Source organism: Arsukibacterium sp. UBA5043, from assembly GCA_002415085.1.
Lineage (GTDB): Bacteria > Pseudomonadota > Gammaproteobacteria > Enterobacterales > Alteromonadaceae > Alishewanella.
In genome coordinates this window covers 462011-481345 of the sequence record DIBV01000017.1, presented here as the reverse complement: position 1 = coordinate 481345, position 19335 = coordinate 462011, and the positions used below count along the sequence as shown (strand labels likewise).

The window sequence follows — 19335 nt, the reverse complement described above, 5'->3', positions numbered from 1 at the left end:
GTTCTTATGCTAAGCCAGTTACGGCGGATTGTTCAGGATGTGGCCCAGGAGCCAGCTCTAGACAATGCTTTGGCTGGCCTGGTATCAAGCATTAAAATCGCCCTGGCCACCGAGTGTTGTTCGGTCTATCTGGCAGATTACCAGCAACAACATTTTATGCTGATGGCAACTGACGGCCTGAATCAGGACGCCGTAGGTAAAGTTGCTATTGGTTTCTCGGAAGGACTAATTGGCTGGGTAGGGCAACGGGAAGAGCCAATAAATCTGGCGCAAGCCCAGTTGCATCCGCGGTTCAGAGTAACGCCTGAAGTTAGCGAAGAGCACTTTTCTGCCTTTCTCGGCTGCCCAATAATTCATCACCGCAAAGTTCTGGGGGTGCTGACCATTCAGCAGTCTGCTGAGCGGGTGTTCAGTGAAGACGAAGAGTCTTTCCTGGTTACGCTGGGCGCTCAGCTGGCATCGGTGCTGGCCAATGCAGAGATGCGTGATGCGGCCAGTCAACGGCCATCCAGTATGGCGCAGTCAGGTCAGCTAGCAGGGTTGCCTGGCGCACCTGGCATGGCTATTGGTGAAGCTTATGTATTACAGCCTTCCAGTGATTTTGACGCGATATCTCTGAAAAAATCTGATGAACCTGAAAAAGAACTGGCGTTATTTTATCGGGCAGTAAAAATAACCAAAGCGGAATTTAATCGCTTGGCGGAGCGAATGGCAGGCCATATTCCCGCTGATGCGCTGGCAATTTTTGATGTTTATCATCAGTTGCTTGATGCCGCCAGTCTGGGCAAGGAAATTGAACAGCAAATTGCCGAGGGCTGGTGTGCCAAGAGTGCGCTAAAACGGGTTGTTGAAAAGTTCGCCCGCCAGTTTGATGATATGGACGACCCCTATTTACGAGAGCGCGGCACGGATATCCGCGATTTAGGGCAACGGGTACTGAATAACTTACTGGATTCTGAGCAGCGCAAAGTAAAATTACCCCAACGCGTTGTGTTGGTGGCCGACAATGTAACGGCAACCATGCTGGCAGAAGTGCCACGGGAACAACTGGTGGCTATTGTCAGTCTGCGAGGTTCAGTTAACTCACATGCGGCCATTATGGCCAGAGCCCTCGGCATACCGGCTGTAATGGGCGTTAATGAACTCCCTTTATTGCACTGGCAAAACCAACAAGTGATCGTGGATGGTTACGAAGGGCATATTCTGTTGTCGCCGGTCGAAGCCATTTGCATCGAATACCGGCGCCTTATCAACGAAGATGCTGAGCTCAGTGCCCGCTATCAGCAGGAAGTCGCTCTGCCTTCCCAGTCAGCCTGTGGCAAGCCGTTTAAATTAATGGTCAATTGCGGCCTGGCTATTGAGCTGGAAACCAGCAACGCCGAATATACCGACGGGGTAGGCCTGTACCGTACTGAGTTTCCATTCATCATGCGAAATCGCTTCCCAACCGAGCTGGAACAGGTAGACCTATACCGTAAAGTTCTCAATGGTTACGCCGGAAAATCGGTAGTGATGCGTACGCTTGACGTTGGTGGCGACAAAGCACTACCGTACTTTAGCATCGTTGAGGAGAACCCATTTCTGGGGTGGCGTGGCATCCGACTGACTTTGGATCATCCTGAAATTTTTCTGGTGCAAATCAGGGCAATGTTAAAAGCCAATATTGAACTGGATAATTTACATATTTTATTGCCGATGATATCTGATCTGGCTGAGGTTGACGAAGCTATCCGCCTGATCAGACAAGCGAGTTTTGAAGTCAGCGATGAGCTGAATATTGCCCTGCCAAAACCGAAAATAGGGGTAATGATTGAAGTGCCATCTATTATGTATCAGCTGCCGGAATTGGCGGCACGGGTAGATTTTTGCTCAGTCGGAACTAACGATCTTACCCAATACCTGCTGGCTGTAGACAGAAATAATGCCCGGGTAGCTAACTTGTATGACGCGTTGCATCCTTCCGTGTTACGCGCGCTCAATCTGTTAGCAACTCAGGCCCGGCAACTGCAGTTTCCAATCAGCATTTGTGGTGAGCTCGGTGGTGAACCCGCCGGGGTGCTGGTGTTAGCCGCAATGGGCTATAGCCGGTTTAGTATGAATAACAGCAACCTTGCAAAAATTAAATGGTTGTTACGCCGGGTTAATATGGCAGAGTTGGAAGCGTTTTTACCTGAAGTACTGGCGTGCCAGTCACCAAAGCAAGTTAAGCAACAGGTGCAGCGGTTTCTGGAACACAAGCAGTTGCTTAGCCAGTTACGTGCCTAACTTAATTGAGTTAATTTACTATGCCAGTCGCTGGCTGGCATAGCAGCAGTAATATCGAGACGTCCTTTGTTAACAGTTATTCTGATCTCTGCACTTATAGGTTGTCTGGCCGGGTTTCTGGCCGGATTATTAGGAATCGGTGGCGGACTGGTTATTGTGCCGGTGCTGGTAGTATTGCTGCCGGTGCTGGGTGTTGTTGGTATCGACAATGTAATGGTAGTGGCTGTCGCCACTTCCTTAGCCTCTATTATTATCACTTCGGGTTCCTCCATTCGCGCTCATCATAAACGCAGTAATGTCAGCTGGGCGCTGGCGGGTGCCGTGATGTTGGGCGCGGGCATTGGCGCAGGTATGATTGGCCTGGTCGCACACCATATCGATGGTGCAACCTTGAGAATAATATTTGGCGTTGCCGTTTTTCTGCTGGCACTACGAATGCTGGGATCCCGCAGTGTCATCGGCCGTGCTGCGCTGCCGGCAAAGCCTGTGCTGGGGGCGATTGCCGCCGTGCTTGGTGCCATATCAGGTTTACTTGGGATCGGTGGCGGGGCGTTAGTGGTACCGGTATTGAATTATTTTTCCGTCGATATGCGCCGGGCTATTGGTTGCGCCGCAGCAAGCGGTATTGCTATTGCTGTAATGGGCACCCTGGGGTATGTTATCGCCGGCTGGCAGCACTACCGGTTAACTGATGGCTTTATTGGCTATATTTACCTGCCGGCACTAATTGGCATTGTCTCAACCTCCATTTTTACGGCGACGCTCGGTGCTGCCATGACACAGCGTTTACCCGTATTAACCATTAAGCGGGTGTTCGGCGTTTTTTTGATGATAGTCGCGGCCAGAATGGTATTTAGCTAGCCTGCCATATCTGGTGGTGAACAGGTTTATAATGATGTTTTTAAAGGATAATAATGACAAGCTCCTACCTTAATTTTCCTGATATAGACCCGGTGCTGGTGTCAATTGGCCCGCTATTTGGCTATGGGCCATTAAATATTCACTGGTACGGCGTAATGTATGCCGTCGCGTTTGGTCTGGCCTACTGGTTAGCCAGCCGTGCCGCAGCGAAACCGGGTTCAGGCTGGACCAAAGAACAAGTCAGCGATCTCCTTTTCTATGGCTTCCTCGGTGTTATTGTCGGTGGCCGCTTTGGCTATGTATTTTTTTATAATTTTGAACAACTGCTGGCAGAACCTTTATATCTGTTTAAAACCTGGGAAGGGGGCATGTCATTTCACGGTGGCCTGCTGGGAGTGCTGCTGGCAATGGCCTGGTTTGCCAGACGCTATCACAAATCTTATCTGGAACTGGGGGATTTTGTGGCGCCACTAATCCCTCTTGGTCTGGCGGCTGGCCGGTTGGGGAATTTTATTAACGCTGAGTTGTGGGGCCGAACCACTGATGTGCCCTGGGCGATGGTCTTCCCAAACGCCGGCGCCATGCCACGTCATCCCTCTCAGCTGTATCACGTGGCATTAGAAGGTATTCTGCTATTTATTATTATCATGCTGGTGCGGCGCTTAAAACCGGCAACTGGCACCCTTGGTGGCGTGTTCTTGCTTGGTTATGGGGTATTCCGGTTTTTCGTGGAGTTTTTCCGTGAGCCTGATGCTCATCTTCGTCACCTGGCAGACGCAGGTTTAACCATGGGCCAATGGTTGTGTCTGCCAATGATAGCAGCAGGCCTTGGCCTGATCATTTACGTGAATTGCCGGCCAGCAACCACAGCGCGGGGAAGCAAATGAAACAATACCTTGATTTAATGCGTCATGTGCTGGAGCACGGCCATAAAAAAACGGACCGCACCGGAACGGGTACCATCAGTGTGTTTGGCTACCAGATGCGCTTTGATTTACAGCAGGGCTTTCCGTTAATTACCACCAAAAAATGTCATTTGCGCTCAATTATTCATGAGTTACTGTGGTTTTTAAAAGGTGAGACCAATATTGGTTATCTGCAGGACAATGGGGTATCCATCTGGAACGAGTGGGCTACTGAAAGCGGTGAACTTGGCCCGGTGTATGGCGCGCAGTGGCGAAGCTGGACCAGCCATGAAGGTCAGGTCATTGATCAGATAAGTCAGGTTATCAGTGATATTAAACGCACGCCCGACTCGCGCAGGTTAATTGTCAGTGCCTGGAACCCGGCAGTGTTGCCCGACACCCAATACTCCCCAAAACAAAATGCAGCCATGGGCAAGCAGGCATTACCACCGTGCCATACCTTATTTCAGTTTTACGTTAATGATGGCCGTTTATCCTGCCAGTTATATCAACGTAGCGCGGATATTTTCCTGGGCGTGCCGTTTAATATTGCCAGTTATGCCCTGCTAACATTAATGGTGGCGCAGGTTTGTGGTCTTAAGCCTGGCGATTTTATCCATACCTTTGGTGATGCTCATTTATATTCAAACCATTTAGAGCAGGTCAATACTCAGCTTGGTCGTGATCCCTATCCCATGCCAACCATGCGGCTTAACCCTGAGGTTACCGATATTTTTGGGTTTACTATTGATGATTTTACGTTAGAGAACTATCAGGCGCATCCGCATATTAAGGCGCCAGTGGCGATTTAATGGCATATTCATCATTAACTTTATGGCCTGGATCTTGCTTTTAACTGTTAAATGCATTCAGGCTGTAAACATGAGGTGGATATGAAGTGGCTATTGTTAGTGGTGGCGACCCTGCTAGCGGCTGTGCTGCTAAGCGGATGCGTTAGTCCGGTGGTTCCGGCTACAACTAAAACAACGGAAACCGAGCTGAGCCAGCAACCATTTGGTTTTTATACAGAGCGCTTAGCCAGGCAATTATTTGCCCAGTTAGATGATAGTCCGCTGTGGCTCAACCGGCCGCAAATTGCCGTCAGCAGCTTTTTGCCGGCAACGGCACTTAGCCTGCAGGATGCCAATAGTGAGCAACGAGACTTTGCTAACCAACTAAGCGAAAGCATGCTGGCACATAGTCGCCAGTTTGGCTATGCGGTATACGAATACCGGTTAAGCAACGAAGTGGTAATGGCTGGCGATTACGAACAGGCGCTCAGCCGCCAGCTGAGCGATATAAACCGTAAAGGCAATGCCAACACCTTGCTTACCGGAACTTATACGCGGCAACAAGATGCCATTATTGTAAATGCACGTCTTATTCATATTCCATCTAAACAAGTCTTGGCTGCCGTTACTGATTATATTCCGGCAAATGTATTGTGGAGCACCCAGCAAGTGAATAAGCGCGGTGCCATGTTTTATCGGCAAAGTCCGGCAGGAGATAATAAATGAAGCGCTTAACCACTTTAGCGATAGTAGCAGCAATAGTAGCACTGCTTAGCGGCTGTATAGCACCTGAGCGGACCATTCGCGTTGAAGGCCAGACAGATGATCAATCTGTTGACAGAGCGCAGCGGATAGCTCAGATGCAAAGCTCAGCGGCACCCGCCAGCAATGATTATCATAGTGCTGCGCAGCAACCTCTGCTGACAGTAAATGATTACGTGCGCAATTTAGTTCACGAGCTTATGGCGCTGCAGCACAAGCTGGACAGTGACAGCCAGCTGGGGGTTACCGATTTCAGTTATGTCGATTCTGCGCTGGATCAGGGCACGGTGTTCAGTAATCATTTAAGCGAAGCGATGATTTACGATTTACATAAATTTGGTGTGCCGGTACTGGATTACAAAGTAACAGACTACATCCGGGTGACAGAAAGCGGTGATTTTGTCCTTAGCCGCAATTTTGAAGAGTTATCAGACGAAGTGGCCATTCGCTACGTGGTTACCGGCACTTTAACCACCCATCAGCAAGGGGTGCTGGTTAATGCCCGCCTGGTTCAAATTGACAATAAAAGGGTGGTTTCTGCTGCGCGTACCTTTATCCCAAGGCATATTGTCCAGGCCGTGATCTCTCGTCAGGGCGAGCAGGTTATGCGGATTAAGTAGCTGAATAACTAATGCTGATTTAACCAGGTTTGTTCTAAAGAACTTAGCGCTGGCGCCGATATACTGATACAGATGTTCAGTATATCGGGCTTACCATGTTAAAAAAATGCTTCCTAATCGCCATTTGCGCCGCTGTTTTAAGTCTAAGCGGCTGCAGCATGTTACCTTTTACCCAAAATAACCCTCAGCACAGTCAACACTCGCCTCTGGCAACCTCCTATATCATTGCTGAACCCGTCGCCAATAACCAGCAAGCCGAACCCGACTCTGCTCTGGCAACCTATCCTGCAAGCAACCGGCTCTACGCCAGTCATAAGCAGCTGGATGACTATGTGGCTCAGCTGGCGATGCAGCTTTATCAGAATAGCACCACGTCGCTCACTGACTACCGGATAGCGGTGGCAGGCTTTGCTGATTTAACACCAGCGCGTGATACCTTGCAGCCACTTGGCAACGCGCTGGCTGAGCGCTTTTTACAGCAAATGCCTCGTTATGGCGTTACCATGGTTGATCATAAACTGACCGGCGGCATCACACTAACGGCTGATGGCGATACGGTATTTAGTAACCGTGCCGGCCGGGTCGCAGCACATCAGCAAATTGATTATGTCCTTAGCGGCACAGTGCAACATAGCCACCGTGGTGCGCAGGTAAATGTACGGATAATGGACTTAAAAAGTAAAACAGTACTGGCCAGTGCCAGCCAGTTGATCCCGCAGTTTGTGTTGGCAACCGCACCTTTTGGCTAAGCGGCAAGCTAAGATGGCTGCCCCAGCAGTTCAGGTGTATCAGGCCTTAACGGTGATAATTTATTGCTGCGGTGCTATCTATAGTACTAGCGGCAGTGCAAAAATAATTGCTTAGATTTATTAACAAATGGTGTGCGCCAGTCGCCCACCAAATCAATCAGACTATAGTCAAATTACTGACGGCGGGCACGCGTCAGTGTGCCCGACTATTTCAATGACGCCGACAAATCAGGCAGGCTGTTAACTTACTCTCAGTTCTACGCCGTGGAGTTGAAACAGCGCTACATCGCGGTTGAACCATTGCTTAAACGGCGTTGTGTCATAGCCGTGCATTTCGGCTAAATGCGCATAGCTTACTGCTGTTTTAAGTAAATCGGCATAACGCCACACTCTGCCATAAGCAACCACATGCAGGGTTGGCTGCTCGCCTAAAATGTCGATGGCCTGCATCACTTTGTGTAAATAACGCAGTTCATTGGTTTGTTGCTCGGTAACGACATGCTGATTATTCTGACTCATGATTTAGGCTCCTGATTCCACACCCTGAGCTTAAGTTGTCGGCCACGCGATGAAAAGCATTAATGCGTTGGTCGCAAATCAACCTGTACGCTTACGTTACAGGTTTAAGTTACAGGTTAAACTCAAAACGCATGCCGTTTCACTTCCTCCAGGTTCGCCACCATAATCTGCTGCGCCTCCGGGCGCGCTTCTATTTTGGCCAGGTCCAGGTTTAATGCCTGCACCGCATAGGGCACCAGTGCAGAGCGCACTGAAATAACCCGCTTGCCCTCTGTCATATTGTAATCTTCGGCAATAATGGCCTGTTGGTAGCCAGACAAGCGCGAATCAGGTACCAGCACGATATCCACTTTGCTGTGCCAGCGCGTATCTTGCACTTTGGTCATATCGGCATCGCCTTCAAGGCCATTTATGCCGCGAAAACGGCTCAGTACAAAATCCCGAAAATCGCGGTTCTTTTCGCAGTAAGCACGCACATGCCAGCGCAGTGGCGTGCAAACCAGGGTGTGCGGGGCAATAATGCGGCTTTCTTCATCGGGTGATGTCAGCGATACATAGCCCATATCGATTTTTTTGCCATCGCGCGCCGCTTGTACCAGTGTGCGCAGAATGTCCGGGTTTACCTGGCGTAGTGGCGATGTCAGCATTTCGGTATGGGCAAAACCCAAATCGAGTTGGCTAAAGGTGTGAGCAAAGTCTTTGGTACTGGCAAGCGCGTGCAGGTATTCATCGGCCAGGCCGCTAGTCACTTTGGGGGTAAAAGTAGCAGAGGGTTTATAGCCTTTTAATTTACCGTCATACTCCAGGTTGCCCGGTGCTATTTCACGTAAATAGCCATTAATATCTTTCGATGCCTGCTGGCGGGCAATACCAAAGCTGTTGCATAAATGGTTAGTAGTCAGCCGGCCTTCCCAAAGCGCGACAATTTCGATTAGCCGGTAACGCATTAATAGCTCCCAGCGAATGGGCCAGCCAATTGTTGTGTTTGCCAAATTGTTATTACCTGTCATTAAATCGTTCATATGCTAATAAGTACCTGTAGTGCAATTTATGTTATTTCAGTACTTATTTACATCCTGTTTTGTTATTTAAAAAATAACCTGCCTGAAAAACATACACTGAGCATCTGCACAGTATGGCGTGATTTTAGAAACTCCCTAAGATGTGTTGCAAGGGATGACATGTCGCGGTTAGTGACATAGTAAATGGACAAGGTTGCAGGAAGTGGCCAACAGGATGTAATAAGGACAAGCTGGCAAGGATGCTTCATTCAGCAAATGTTGCTAATTAGGGAAATTTGCGTAAAGTGGAATGAATTAAATGGAGTTTTATTATGGATGATTTCTCGCCATCAGATTTAAAAAGCATTTTGCATTCCAAACGGGCGAATATGTATTACCTGCAGCACTGTCGTGTGCTGGTTAAAGGAGGCCGGGTTGAATATGTAACGGATGAAGGTAAGCAGTCGCTGTATTGGAATATTCCTATTGCCAATACGACATGTTTATTACTGGGAACAGGTACTTCTGTAACTCAGGCTGCAATGCGGGAATTGGCTCGGGCAGGTGTTTTAGTTGGATTCTGCGGAGGTGGTGGCACGCCATTATTCAGCGTAAATGATGTTGAAGTTGAAGTGGCTTGGTTTAATCCGCAAAGTGAGTACCGGCCCTGCGAATATTTGCAACAATGGTTGAATTTTTGGCCTGACGACAACAAAAGGTTGCAGGCAGCTAAAGCCATTCAGCAGTTCAGAATTGATTTCACGTTGAAGCACTGGCTTAGAAATAGGTCGTTTATCGATAATGGCTTTGTGATCAATGAAAGCCGATTAGATTCAGCACTATCACGCTTTAAACAAGATGTTGATGCAGCTGTCGGCACCCAGCCACTTATGTTGGCCGAAGCTCGATTGACCAAGTTACTGTATAAAATTGCCTGTAATACCTTAGCGCATGACGAAAGCTTTACCCGTGCCAAAGGGGGCAGTGGTATTGATCCTGCTAATCGCTTTTTAGATCACGGTAACTATTTAGCCTATGGCTTGGGAGCAACTGCTACCTGGGTTTTAGGTTTACCGCATGGCTTTTCGGTACTACATGGTAAAACCCGCCGTGGCGGTTTGGTATTTGATGCCGCAGATCTGATTAAAGATGCGTTGGTGCTGCCACAAGCTTTTATCAGTGCGATGAACGGTGATGACGATCAGGAGTTCCGGCAAAGCTGTATCACTAACTTTCAACAAGCCGAAGCGCTGGATTTCATCATCGACAGCCTAAAAGGTATCGCTGCACTGCATGGTGGCGAACTATGAACATTATGCTGGTGTCGCAGTGCTCGAAAAATGCCCTTATTGAAACACGTCGGATCATCGATCAGTTCGCTGAACGGCGTGGTGACAGAACCTGGCAAACGCCAATCACTTTGCAGGGGCTTGATGTACTGCGCAAGCTGTTAAAAAAGTCGGCACGGCGCAATACCGCTGTGGCCTGTCATTGGATCCGCAGTAAAAATCATACCGAGCTGCTTTGGGTAGTGGGTAATCAGCGTAAATTCAACGTTGATGGAGCCACCCCCACCAATATGACAATGCGCAATATTCTGCGCAGTGAGGATGAAAACAGCTGGCACAACGCCGAGGTTATCGCTTTATTGGCTGGTATTGCCGGTTTGTTTCATGATTTTGGTAAAGCTAATTTTCTGTTTCAGCAAAAAATAAATCCCAAAGTAAAAGCGCCGGGTTATGAGCCTTATCGCCATGAATGGGTATCGCTACGGCTCTTTCAGGCATTTTCTACCGGTAAAACAGATAAACAATGGCTTACTGAATTAGCCAATATTACGGCTGAGTTTGAACAACATGTTCTGGTAAAACTACATAAAGACATGCCGGAACAACGTCTGTTAGAACCGTTTTCCGGTTTAGCACCAGTTGCCAGATTAGTGGCCTGGTTAATCGTATCGCATCATCGGTTACCGGTGTTTTCTCCGAAAAACTCAAATACATCGCCGTCCTTAAACAGCGCTGCAGATTGGCTGTCAGATGATTTTGATGTGTTATGGAATTCTGTAAACAGTGCTGAAAGTTGTGAGCAACAACGGCGTGAGCAAAACTGGTTTTTTGAATATGGCACACCTTTGCTCAGCGCAACCTGGCGGCAAAAAGCCGGTGAAATTGCAGCTAGAGCGCTAAATTGCGGCAGGTTGTTTGAACGCGATTGGTTTGAACAGCGCTTTACCAGCCATACCGCACGCATGGCACTGATGCTGGCTGACCACTATTATTCGGCACAAGAGCCTAAGATAAAATGGCAAGATGCAAGCTACAAGGCTTTTGCTAATTCTGACCGTAAAACCAAAGCGCTTAAGCAAAAGCTGGATGAGCACAATATTGGTGTTAGCCATAATGCCTATTTATTGGCCAGAAGTTTACCGACGTTAAGAAATACTTTGCCAGCCATTACCCGGCATAAAGGTTTTAAGCAGCGGGCCAAGCTGGATAAGTTTCGCTGGCAGGATAAAGCCTATGATTTGGCTTGTTCAGTGCGGGAAAAAAGTGTTGCTCAAGGCTTCTTTGGTATCAATATGGCCAGTACAGGCAAAGGTAAAACCTTTGCCAATGCCCGTATTATGTATGGTTTAGCCGACGAAAAGCTGGGATGCCGTTTTAGTGTGGCACTGGGGCTAAGAACGCTAACGTTACAAACAGGTGATGCGCTAAAAGAGCGTTTGCATCTGACTGATGATGACTTGGCGGTATTAATTGGCTCAGCAGCAGTGCAACAACTGCATGACATCAGTAAGCAAACTTTACAAGCTGAGCTGGACGTCAGCAATAGCGCCACCGGCAGTGAGTCGCTGGCCGATCCTATCGCAGAGCACCTTTACGTAAGTTATGAAGGCAGCTTGTATGATGGCCGCTTAAAAAACTGGTTAAACAATAGCCCGAAGCTAAATCAACTGGTGAGTGCACCGGTACTGGTAAGCACTATTGATCATTTGATGCCAGCAACCGAAGGTGTGCGTGGCGGTAAGCAAATCGCGCCTATGCTGCGGTTGCTAACGGCTGATTTGGTGCTAGATGAACCCGATGATTTCGACACTGCCGATTTACCCGCGCTGTGCAGGTTAGTGAACTGGGCCGGAATGCTAGGCGCCAGAGTGCTGTTTTCATCTGCCACTTTACCACCAGTACTGGTGTGCGCCTTGTTTGAGGCCTACCGCTCAGGCAGAGAGCACTTCAATGCAGTGAATGCTGATGGTCGGTCACAGTTGCCGGTTATCTGCGCTTGGTTTGATGAATTTACCGCAGTAAAAGCAGAGTGTGCAGATAAAAAGCAGTTAATGCAGCAACACACGTTATTTGTTGAAAAGCGGGTTAAGGCGCTGGCAACTCAGCCTGTGTTGCGTAAAGCCAGTTTACTGGGGGTAACCGTCAGCAGTAAAAATCCAGATCTGATTATCAGCCAACTGGCTAGCCTGATCCAGCAGAGTATTTGTCAGTTACATCGTCAGCATCATCAAGTGGCACCTACAGGTCAAAAAGTATCAATCGGCCTAGTACGTATGGCCAATATTAATCCTATGGTAGCTGTAGCTAAGCAGTTGCTACAAATGGCAGTACCTGTCGATTGCCATATTCATTATTGTGTTTACCACAGCCAGTACCCATTAGCTGTGCGCTCTGCTATCGAGCAAAAGTTGGATGCAGCACTGACGCGCTACAATTCGTCAGCGCTTTGGCAGCAAGCCGAAATCAGCCGCGCACTCGCGCAATATCCACAAGGCAATCATCTGTTTGTAGTATTAGCGACCTCTGTCGCTGAGGTCGGCAGGGATCATGATTATGACTGGGCAATTGCCGAGCCCAGTTCTATGCGCTCACTGATCCAGTTGGCCGGGCGTATTCAACGGCACCGCCAGCAACCAGCAAACAGCGACAACCTACTGATCTTGTCGCAAAATTTCAGGGCACTAAAAGCATCTACAGATCGTTTTGGCAAGCTGAAACCTGCATACTGCCAGCCTGGCTTTGAGCGAGACGATTTACGGCTCGATAGCCATGATCTTAAAGAGATTTTGCCTGAAGAATCATTTCTGGCTATCAATGCGTTGCCACGAATAACTCAGCCGTCATTACTGCCATCAAAGATATTAAGCAGCCTTGTGTTGTTTGAACACTTTTCGCTGTTTCAGAATTTGTTGCCTCAGCCCGACATGCCGTTACATAAAAACGTTGTATGGCCACCTGATTATGCCGCAAGGTGGTGGCAGCATGACGCAACCTGGAGTGCAGAGCTGCAAAGGCGTAAGCCGTTTCGTAAGTCATCGCCTGATGAACCTTACTGCCTTATGTTATCGGAGGAAGATGACGAGCCGGTGTTTACGCGGATTAATGATGCTTTCTGGCCACTGGAATATATCGAAGCAGAAAACTTTGTCACTGAAAGCTGGCAGCCAACGCAAGGCAATCATGCTTGGTTTACGCTGGATGCGTTGTCGGTGTATCAGCAGCGCGCAGAACAAATGGGGCTCACGCTTGAAGAGGTGAGCAAGCAATTCGGTGAGATCCGCTTAAGAGTAAAACAAAATGCCGAAAAGTGGCATTACCACCCGGTTTTGGGCATTTTTCAAAATTTATAGCCGCAAGGAGGTGTTATGCAATATGAAGGGTTAGCAGCAGTAATAGCTGATTATATCGACCAGCGCAGGTTGCAGAAGCTGGAGCCAATAGAAAAAGCATTGGAGAAAGCGCTAAAAGGTGTAGACGATGATGTTAAGCAAGCGCAGATCAACACTGAGTTTTCGCTTCAAGTCCTACAAATCAACCAACAGTTTGATGTGAGGCATTGGTTAGATGATGCGGCAAAGCGTGCAAAACAAATCAGTCTTGTTACTCATGCGTTGAAGTTTACTCATGGCGATGCCAAAGGCAGCAGCGTGTTGTCACTCGAATATATGGAGGATGCCGACTATCTTGTAACTGCGAGCGTGGCTAACCCGACTGTTGACGCTGTTTGTGATGCAAAACTACTTCCTATTGCGAAATTGTTGTTATTAGAGTGTGACGGTGAGAGTTTAGCCATAGCGCTCGCAAAAGGAGACTATCGAGCTCTTGCTGTTTTTAGCGAAGATCAGATACAACTCACTGAATGGGTTGAAGGTTTTAAGTTGGCTCTGGCAGACAAAACTTTGTCATCTCATACCTTAGCCAAACAACTGTATTTTCCCACCGCTGATGGTCAGTATCACTTGCTTAGCCCCTTATTTGCGTCGTCTCTTGCGCATCAATTTAATGGCAAAATAACTGCCGTGCGCTATGGTGATGAGCCCAAAGCCATTCGGGAGGCCCGTAAGGCTGGCAAATATCATGACAAGCCAGATATTCGATTTTTAGATACTGCAATACAAAGCTTTGGTGGCTCTAAACCACAAAATATTTCTCAGTTGAATAGTCAGCGGGGCGGTAAAACCAATTTGCTCAACTGTGCACCGCCATCCTGGCAACCGACGTTAAAGCCACCGTTAAATGACCAATCTATATTTTCTGGCCGTGAATTTAACCGCAGGGTATGGCGTGATTTACAAGAACTACAACGTTACTTACTTAGCGTAAAAGGGCGCGATAGTACTTTAGAAATTCGCCGTTATATCGCCGCTTACGTAAATGATCTTATTGACGGCTTGCTAAATTATGCGGCTGAAGTGCAGGGGTTAAGCGAACACGCTGGTTGGAGTTTGCAAAATTGCGAGTTAAAACTGGCGGAACAACTGTGGTTGGATCCCTGGTGTGAGGATCTGCTGTTCCAGCAAAAAAGGGCAAACAACAACTGGCAGCAAGATATTTGTCTGGCCTTTGCCGGCTGGTTAAACAGTAAGCTGAACAAAGCCCTGAAGAATGATGGGTTGGTGTTTGGTGCTGTGCAATATCAGTATTGGGCGAAGTTGTTGTCGCCCCGGCTACGCGATTACGAGCTTGGCACAATGGTGTTTTCTGCAGCTAAGACACAAGCGGAGGCTGCAGTATGAGCAATTACATTTTGCTGGAACATATCAAAGTCCAAAATGCCAATTGTATTGCCGGTTTTACTTACGGCTTTCCGGCCATTACCCATTTCCTCGGTTATACCCACGCGCTGTCGCGTAAGTTACAGCAACAGTTTGGTATTGAACTAACCGGCTGTGCAGTGGTGTGCCATCAGCATCAGGTGCAGGCCTATCAGCCCGGTGGTTGGGGCGATTACGTTTTTGCACTTACCCGCAACCCATTAACCAAAGAGGGCAATACTGCGCCTATCGTTGAAGAAGGGCGGATGCACCTTACCGTTTCATTGATTCTGGAATCAAGCAAAGCATTTAGTGGCGCTCTGCAACAGCAGGTAGTTGAAACACTTACTATGCTAGCGCAGCGACAAAAGCTGGCTGGTGGCCAGGTTACTTGCCTTAAAGGCGTTAGCCTGTACAGCGATGATGACGAGCAGACATTAAGCCGTAAATTGCTGCGAAAAGTGCTGCCGGGTTTTGCATTAACGGATCGCTCAGAGCTGTTAAGGCAGCATTATCAGCAGTTAATCTCGCCCCAGCCCAATGCCACTATGCTGGATGCCTGGCTGGATTTTGCAGCTTTGACTTATCACGCTGTCGCAGCTGACGAAGTTGAGCCACCAGCGGAGCAGCATGCTGCTGAGTGGGTACGGGTACCGAAGCCGGATAAAGGTTACCTGGTGCCGATCACCACCGGCTATAAAGCGATTTCAGCGCTTCATCCTGCTGGCGCTGTTGCCAATAGCCGTGATCCGCAATATCCGTTTTGTTTTGTTGAGTCTGCGTATGGCGTTGGCCAGTGGTTAAGCCCGCACCGCGTCACTGATTTACGCGATGTTATCTGGCGTTATCGTCAGCAAGGCCCCTGGTATTTATGTACAACAAACACGGCACAGAACATATTGAAGCTGCACCCGGAGCAGGAAGCCGCTTTAGCTGAACTTACAGAAACTGAAATTACTTTCTACTAAAAAGGAACTTACTTATGACTATTACTTTAAAAACAGCATCGGTACTGGCTTTTGAAGCTAAACTGGCAAATTCAGACGCCATTATGGCCAGTGGCAACTGGGAAGAGCGCGCAAATGCCAATAGCTTTTTGCCCATAACGGTTAAAGAAAAAGCGGTACGTGGCACTATTTCAAACCGGTTAAAGTCGGCTTTGACCAGCGATCCGGCAAAGGTTGATGCTGAAGTGCAAAAAGCTAACCTACAAACTGTTGATAATGCTGCACTGCCGTTTGAGCACGACACCCTTAAAGTGAGTTTCACCTTAAGAGTCCTTGGTGATTTAGCGACACCTTCTACATGTAATGACCCTGAATACCAGCAGGCATTAACCAGCCTTATTAACGGCTATGCAGAACAAACCCAATTTACTGAGTTAGCCAATCGTTATGCCGCTAATATTGCCAACGGTCGGTTTTTGTGGCGCAACCGGGTAGGAGCTGAAGCAGTAGAAGTGCAGGTAACGCATGGTAAAGAGCTTTGGATATTTGATGCTCAACAGTTTGACTTGCGCAGTTTTGCCGAACCAACAGGTGATGTAGCAAAATTAGCCCACGTTATTAAACAAGGGCTGGCAGGAGAGAGCTTTGCGCTGCTTAAAGTAAGTGCCTTTGTAAAACTGGGCGCTGGCCAGGCAGTTTATCCATCGCAAGAGTTGGTAATGGGCAGCGGTAAAGGTGACAAAAGCAAGTTCTTATACCAGTTGGATGGTGTAGCTGCCATGCACTCACAAAAAATAGGCAATGCTTTGCGCACTATTGACACCTGGCACCCGGAAACTGCAGAGGTTGGTGCTATAGCAGTAGAACCCTACGGTTCAGTAACCAACCGTGGTAAAGCTTATCGCCAGCCAAAAGACAACATGGATTTTTATAAATTACTGGACGGCTGGGTTCTAAAAGGAAGAACACCATCGTTAGAACAACAGCATTACATTATGGCCATGTTTATTCGCGGCGGCGTATTTGGTGAAGCTGGTTAAGGGGCTGACTATGGATAGTTATATCGAAATAACGGTATTGCCCGACTTAGAAGCTGATGCCAACTTTCTAATGAATAACCTGTGTTCAAAGCTGCATGCGGTTCTAGGGCAGGTAACTATGGGTAAAGTAGGTGTTAGTTTCCCTGGTTATGCACTGGCTGGTAAGAACCTTGGTACTAAGTTGCGTATTCATGGCACTGCATTCATGTTGGAAAAGTTGATGGCTGAAAATTGGATCAAAGGGCTGCGGGATTATTGTCAATGCAGTGCAATATTGCCAATACCTACCCGTGTTCAGCAGCGCTATTTTGCCAGACGGCAAGTAAAAAGCGCACACAACAAGCGCCTACGCTCCATCAGCAAAGGTTGGTTAACACAGGACGAGGCATTGGATAAGATCAGTGACGAGTCGCAAAAACTTTTAAAACTGCCATTTTTGCAACTAACCAGCCGTGGAAATAAACAGCAAATGAAAGTATTTGTTGAGCAAGGACCGGTAATGGACCTACCAACTGAGGGCAACTTTAATTCTTACGGATTAAGCCGGTTATCTGAAAAGGTAACCGTGCCCTGGTTTTAACCCTTTTTTCTAAGCTTAGCTGCAGCCCTTACAACTTAAGGGCTGCATTTTTTTATAAGAAAAAGGGTAAATCAGTAAAAGTACCAACTGCTCTTTAAAAATCAGTATTTAAGTGCTTAAATGCTCTACTTAACTGCCGAACAGGCAGCTTAGAAATGATATGCTGTCGTACCTGACGCGCTGGTCGTCTTAACTGCCGAACAGGCAGCTTAGAAAAGGTAATTTGTTCAATGTAGCTATCGACGCTTCTTAACTGCCGAACAGGCAGCTTAGAAAAGATGGCAGCGGGCTAGGGAATGACCATTCGACTTAACTGCCGAACAGGCAGCTTAGAAAACGTTTCGCCAGGCTAAAAGACCAACGCTTTGCTTAACTGCCGAACAGGCAGCTTAGAAAAGCAAGAAAATGCAGCAGTTTTATCTGCAGGCCTTAACTGCCGAACAGGCAGCTTAGAAACGGCCCGTGATGGCGGCATTTACAGTGTGGCACTTAACTGCCGAACAGGCAGCTTAGAAATGATGCAAGGCAAAGGTTTAGTGGTAGCTGACCTTAACTGCCGAACAGGCAGCTTAGAAAAAGCGCACCCGTCAAGCTTTAAATAGTAAAATCTTAACTGCCGAACAGGCAGCTTAGAAATCTAAAATTTCTGTCAATACGGCATCCTTGTCCTTAACTGCCGAACAGGCAGCTTAGAAAGATGCGCAGTGGAACGCGGTTTACTGCTGCTTCTTAACTGCCGAACAGGCAGCTTAGAAATCGTACTTTGTAGGGTCAATACAGCTTAGTATCTTAACTGCCGAACAGGCAGCTTAGAAAGCTCCAGTTCATGCCCTCGCCGTGTACGTCTGCTTAACTGCCGAACAGGCAGCTTAGAAAACGACATGCGAGAGCAGGCGCGTGAGGCTGACCTTAACTGCCGAACAGACAGCTTAGAAAGAAACAGCAGCGAAACAGCGACTATGAGCGATCTTAACTGCCGAACAGGCAGCTTAGAAAGACTCAAGCACGGTGCTTTGTAGGGTGCTGTCCTTAACTGCCGAACAGGCAGCTTAGAAAAAGCCATACAAGCCACCTTAAGCCGCCTGGTACTTAACTGCCGAACAGGCAGCTTAGAAATGGCTGCCAAAATATAAGCTGCAGCAGTATCACTTAACTGCCGAACAGGCAGCTTAGAAAAAGAGTCAGAGCTAACAGTAGCCGCTTCCTCACTTAACTGCCGAACAGGCAGCTTAGAAATACGTGATTCCAAATGCTGGTAATCGATTTCTCTTAACTGCCGAACAGGCAGCTTAGAAATTTGTTTGCGGTTTAAGTGGTGTTTAAGGTTACTTAACTGCCGAACAGGCAGCTTAGAAAGTTTAACGGTGGATTCCAAGGGGTAATAGGCACTTAACTGCCGAACAGGCAGCTTAGAAATGCGACTAAATCCAAGCTTGACATAATGACCTCTTAACTGCCGAACAGGCAGCTTAGAAACAAACCGCGAATAGCGCGGAATTGTGGCAAAACTTAACTGCCGAACAGGCAGCTTAGAAAACTCCGGTAGATACATTGGTGGCCCGCACCACCTTAACTGCCGAACAGGCAGCTTAGAAAATAGCACATAACGTTGACTTGTTTACTTGGGACTTAACTGCCGAACAGGCAGCTTAGAAATGAAATAATACAGCTGCCTTAACAAGTGGTGCCTTAACTGCCGAACAGGCAGCTTAGAAAGTGCCAATCAAAGCTAACATCAACAGCACTTGCTTAACTGCCGAACAGGCAGCTTAGAAAAACTCATCATGGCAGTTAATGGCGTGGGCAATCTTAACTGCCGAACAGGCAGCTTAGAAAGTAGGGCAATTTTGTTTCAGGATTGAAGTTAGCTTAACTGCCGAACAGGCAGCTTAGAAAACTACTGGCGGCCCATGGGTGCAATTCGCTGCCTTAACTGCCGAACAGGCAGCTTAGAAATGCAGCGCCTACAGCAACGCCTGTTGTTGCAGCTTAACTGCCGAACAGGCAGCTTAGAAAAGTACAGGCCGTACATCGTTTTATCACGAACACTTAACTGCCGAACAGGCAGCTTAGAAATATCTCAAACAGTTTTCTGCTGCCGGTGTTCACTTAACTGCCGAACAGGCAGCTTAGAAAATTATATCAGTAGCGTTAAGCTGGTCTGATTTCTTAACTGCCGAACAGGCAGCTTAGAAAATAACCTTTAAAAATTTAATGAAACGTTCACGCTTAACTGCCGAACAGGCAGCTTA

Annotated in this window: 15 protein-coding genes and 1 CRISPR repeat array (1 of these 16 running past the window's edge); of the genes, 13 read left to right on the top strand and 2 right to left on the bottom strand. The window is 47.8% G+C overall.

Annotated elements, in window-relative coordinates; all coding sequences use genetic code 11:
* The first annotated feature begins 6 nt into the window (after nucleotides 1-6).
* The 7 genes from ptsP (at nucleotide 7) to B2Q61_RS16115 (ending at nucleotide 6953) form a co-directional block, all read left to right on the top strand.
* Nucleotides 7-2265, top strand: a complete 2259-nt coding sequence (gene ptsP, locus B2Q61_RS16145) for a phosphoenolpyruvate--protein phosphotransferase (protein WP_290617649.1) — start codon at nucleotides 7-9, stop codon at nucleotides 2263-2265.
* A 66-nt stretch (nucleotides 2266-2331) separates the two neighbouring features.
* Nucleotides 2332-3126, top strand: a complete 795-nt coding sequence (locus tag B2Q61_RS16140) for a sulfite exporter TauE/SafE family protein (protein ID WP_290617648.1) — start codon at nucleotides 2332-2334, stop codon at nucleotides 3124-3126.
* 53 nt (nucleotides 3127-3179) lie between these two features.
* Nucleotides 3180-4013, top strand: coding sequence for a prolipoprotein diacylglyceryl transferase (gene lgt, locus B2Q61_RS16135; RefSeq protein WP_290617647.1), 834 nt, complete (start codon nucleotides 3180-3182; stop codon nucleotides 4011-4013).
* Nucleotides 4010-4843, top strand: a complete 834-nt coding sequence (locus tag B2Q61_RS16130) for a thymidylate synthase (protein WP_290617646.1) — start codon at nucleotides 4010-4012, stop codon at nucleotides 4841-4843. The genes lgt and B2Q61_RS16130 overlap by 4 nt, the downstream gene beginning before the upstream one ends.
* Nucleotides 4844-4924: 81 nt before the next feature.
* On the top strand, nucleotides 4925-5548 hold the full coding sequence (locus B2Q61_RS16125) for a FlgO family outer membrane protein (RefSeq protein ID WP_290617644.1): 624 nt from the start codon (nucleotides 4925-4927) through the stop codon (nucleotides 5546-5548).
* Nucleotides 5545-6204: a FlgO family outer membrane protein gene (locus B2Q61_RS16120; protein WP_290617642.1), complete on the top strand. Its 660-nt coding sequence runs from the start codon at nucleotides 5545-5547 to the stop codon at nucleotides 6202-6204. The genes B2Q61_RS16125 and B2Q61_RS16120 overlap by 4 nt, the downstream gene beginning before the upstream one ends.
* A gap of 158 nt (nucleotides 6205-6362) precedes the next feature.
* A complete protein-coding gene (locus B2Q61_RS16115; protein ID WP_290617640.1) occupies nucleotides 6363-6953 on the top strand; it encodes a FlgO family outer membrane protein in 591 nt (196 codons plus the stop codon).
* A gap of 240 nt (nucleotides 6954-7193) precedes the next feature.
* On the opposite strand, the gene B2Q61_RS16110 is transcribed toward B2Q61_RS16115, so the two are convergent.
* Together B2Q61_RS16110 and B2Q61_RS16105 are read right to left on the bottom strand one after the other, a co-directional pair.
* Entirely contained in the window at nucleotides 7194-7472 is a 279-nt protein-coding gene (locus B2Q61_RS16110) for a hypothetical protein (RefSeq protein WP_290617638.1), read from the bottom strand.
* 122 nt (nucleotides 7473-7594) lie between these two features.
* Nucleotides 7595-8464, bottom strand: a complete 870-nt coding sequence (locus tag B2Q61_RS16105) for a helix-turn-helix transcriptional regulator (RefSeq protein WP_290617636.1) — start codon at nucleotides 8462-8464, stop codon at nucleotides 7595-7597.
* 341 nt (nucleotides 8465-8805) lie between these two features.
* Between B2Q61_RS16105 and cas1f the strand changes: the two genes are divergently transcribed.
* From cas1f to cas6f, 6 genes are read left to right on the top strand one after another with little or no spacing between them, the layout of a single operon-like run.
* Complete coding sequence (gene cas1f / locus B2Q61_RS16100; RefSeq protein WP_290617634.1) at nucleotides 8806-9783, top strand: type I-F CRISPR-associated endonuclease Cas1f; 978 nt, start codon at nucleotides 8806-8808, stop codon at nucleotides 9781-9783.
* Nucleotides 9780-13112, top strand: coding sequence for a type I-F CRISPR-associated helicase Cas3f (gene cas3f, locus B2Q61_RS16095; RefSeq protein WP_290617632.1), 3333 nt, complete (start codon nucleotides 9780-9782; stop codon nucleotides 13110-13112). The genes cas1f and cas3f overlap by 4 nt, the downstream gene beginning before the upstream one ends.
* A 15-nt stretch (nucleotides 13113-13127) precedes the next feature.
* Complete coding sequence (gene csy1 / locus B2Q61_RS16090; protein WP_290617630.1) at nucleotides 13128-14498, top strand: type I-F CRISPR-associated protein Csy1; 1371 nt, start codon at nucleotides 13128-13130, stop codon at nucleotides 14496-14498.
* A complete protein-coding gene (gene csy2, locus B2Q61_RS16085) occupies nucleotides 14495-15484 on the top strand; it encodes a type I-F CRISPR-associated protein Csy2 (RefSeq protein WP_290617628.1) in 990 nt (329 codons plus the stop codon). Before csy1 ends, csy2 begins: the two co-directional genes overlap by 4 nt.
* A gap of 14 nt (nucleotides 15485-15498) precedes the next feature.
* On the top strand, nucleotides 15499-16503 hold the full coding sequence (gene csy3, locus B2Q61_RS16080; RefSeq protein WP_290617625.1) for a type I-F CRISPR-associated protein Csy3: 1005 nt from the start codon (nucleotides 15499-15501) through the stop codon (nucleotides 16501-16503).
* A 10-nt stretch (nucleotides 16504-16513) separates the two neighbouring features.
* Nucleotides 16514-17083: a type I-F CRISPR-associated endoribonuclease Cas6/Csy4 gene (gene cas6f / locus B2Q61_RS16075; RefSeq protein ID WP_290617623.1), complete on the top strand. Its 570-nt coding sequence runs from the start codon at nucleotides 16514-16516 to the stop codon at nucleotides 17081-17083.
* Between the two features lie 128 nt (nucleotides 17084-17211).
* Nucleotides 17212-19335: a CRISPR direct-repeat array (repeat unit 28 nt; unit sequence CTTAACTGCCGAACAGGCAGCTTAGAAA) (it continues 544 nt past the right edge of the window).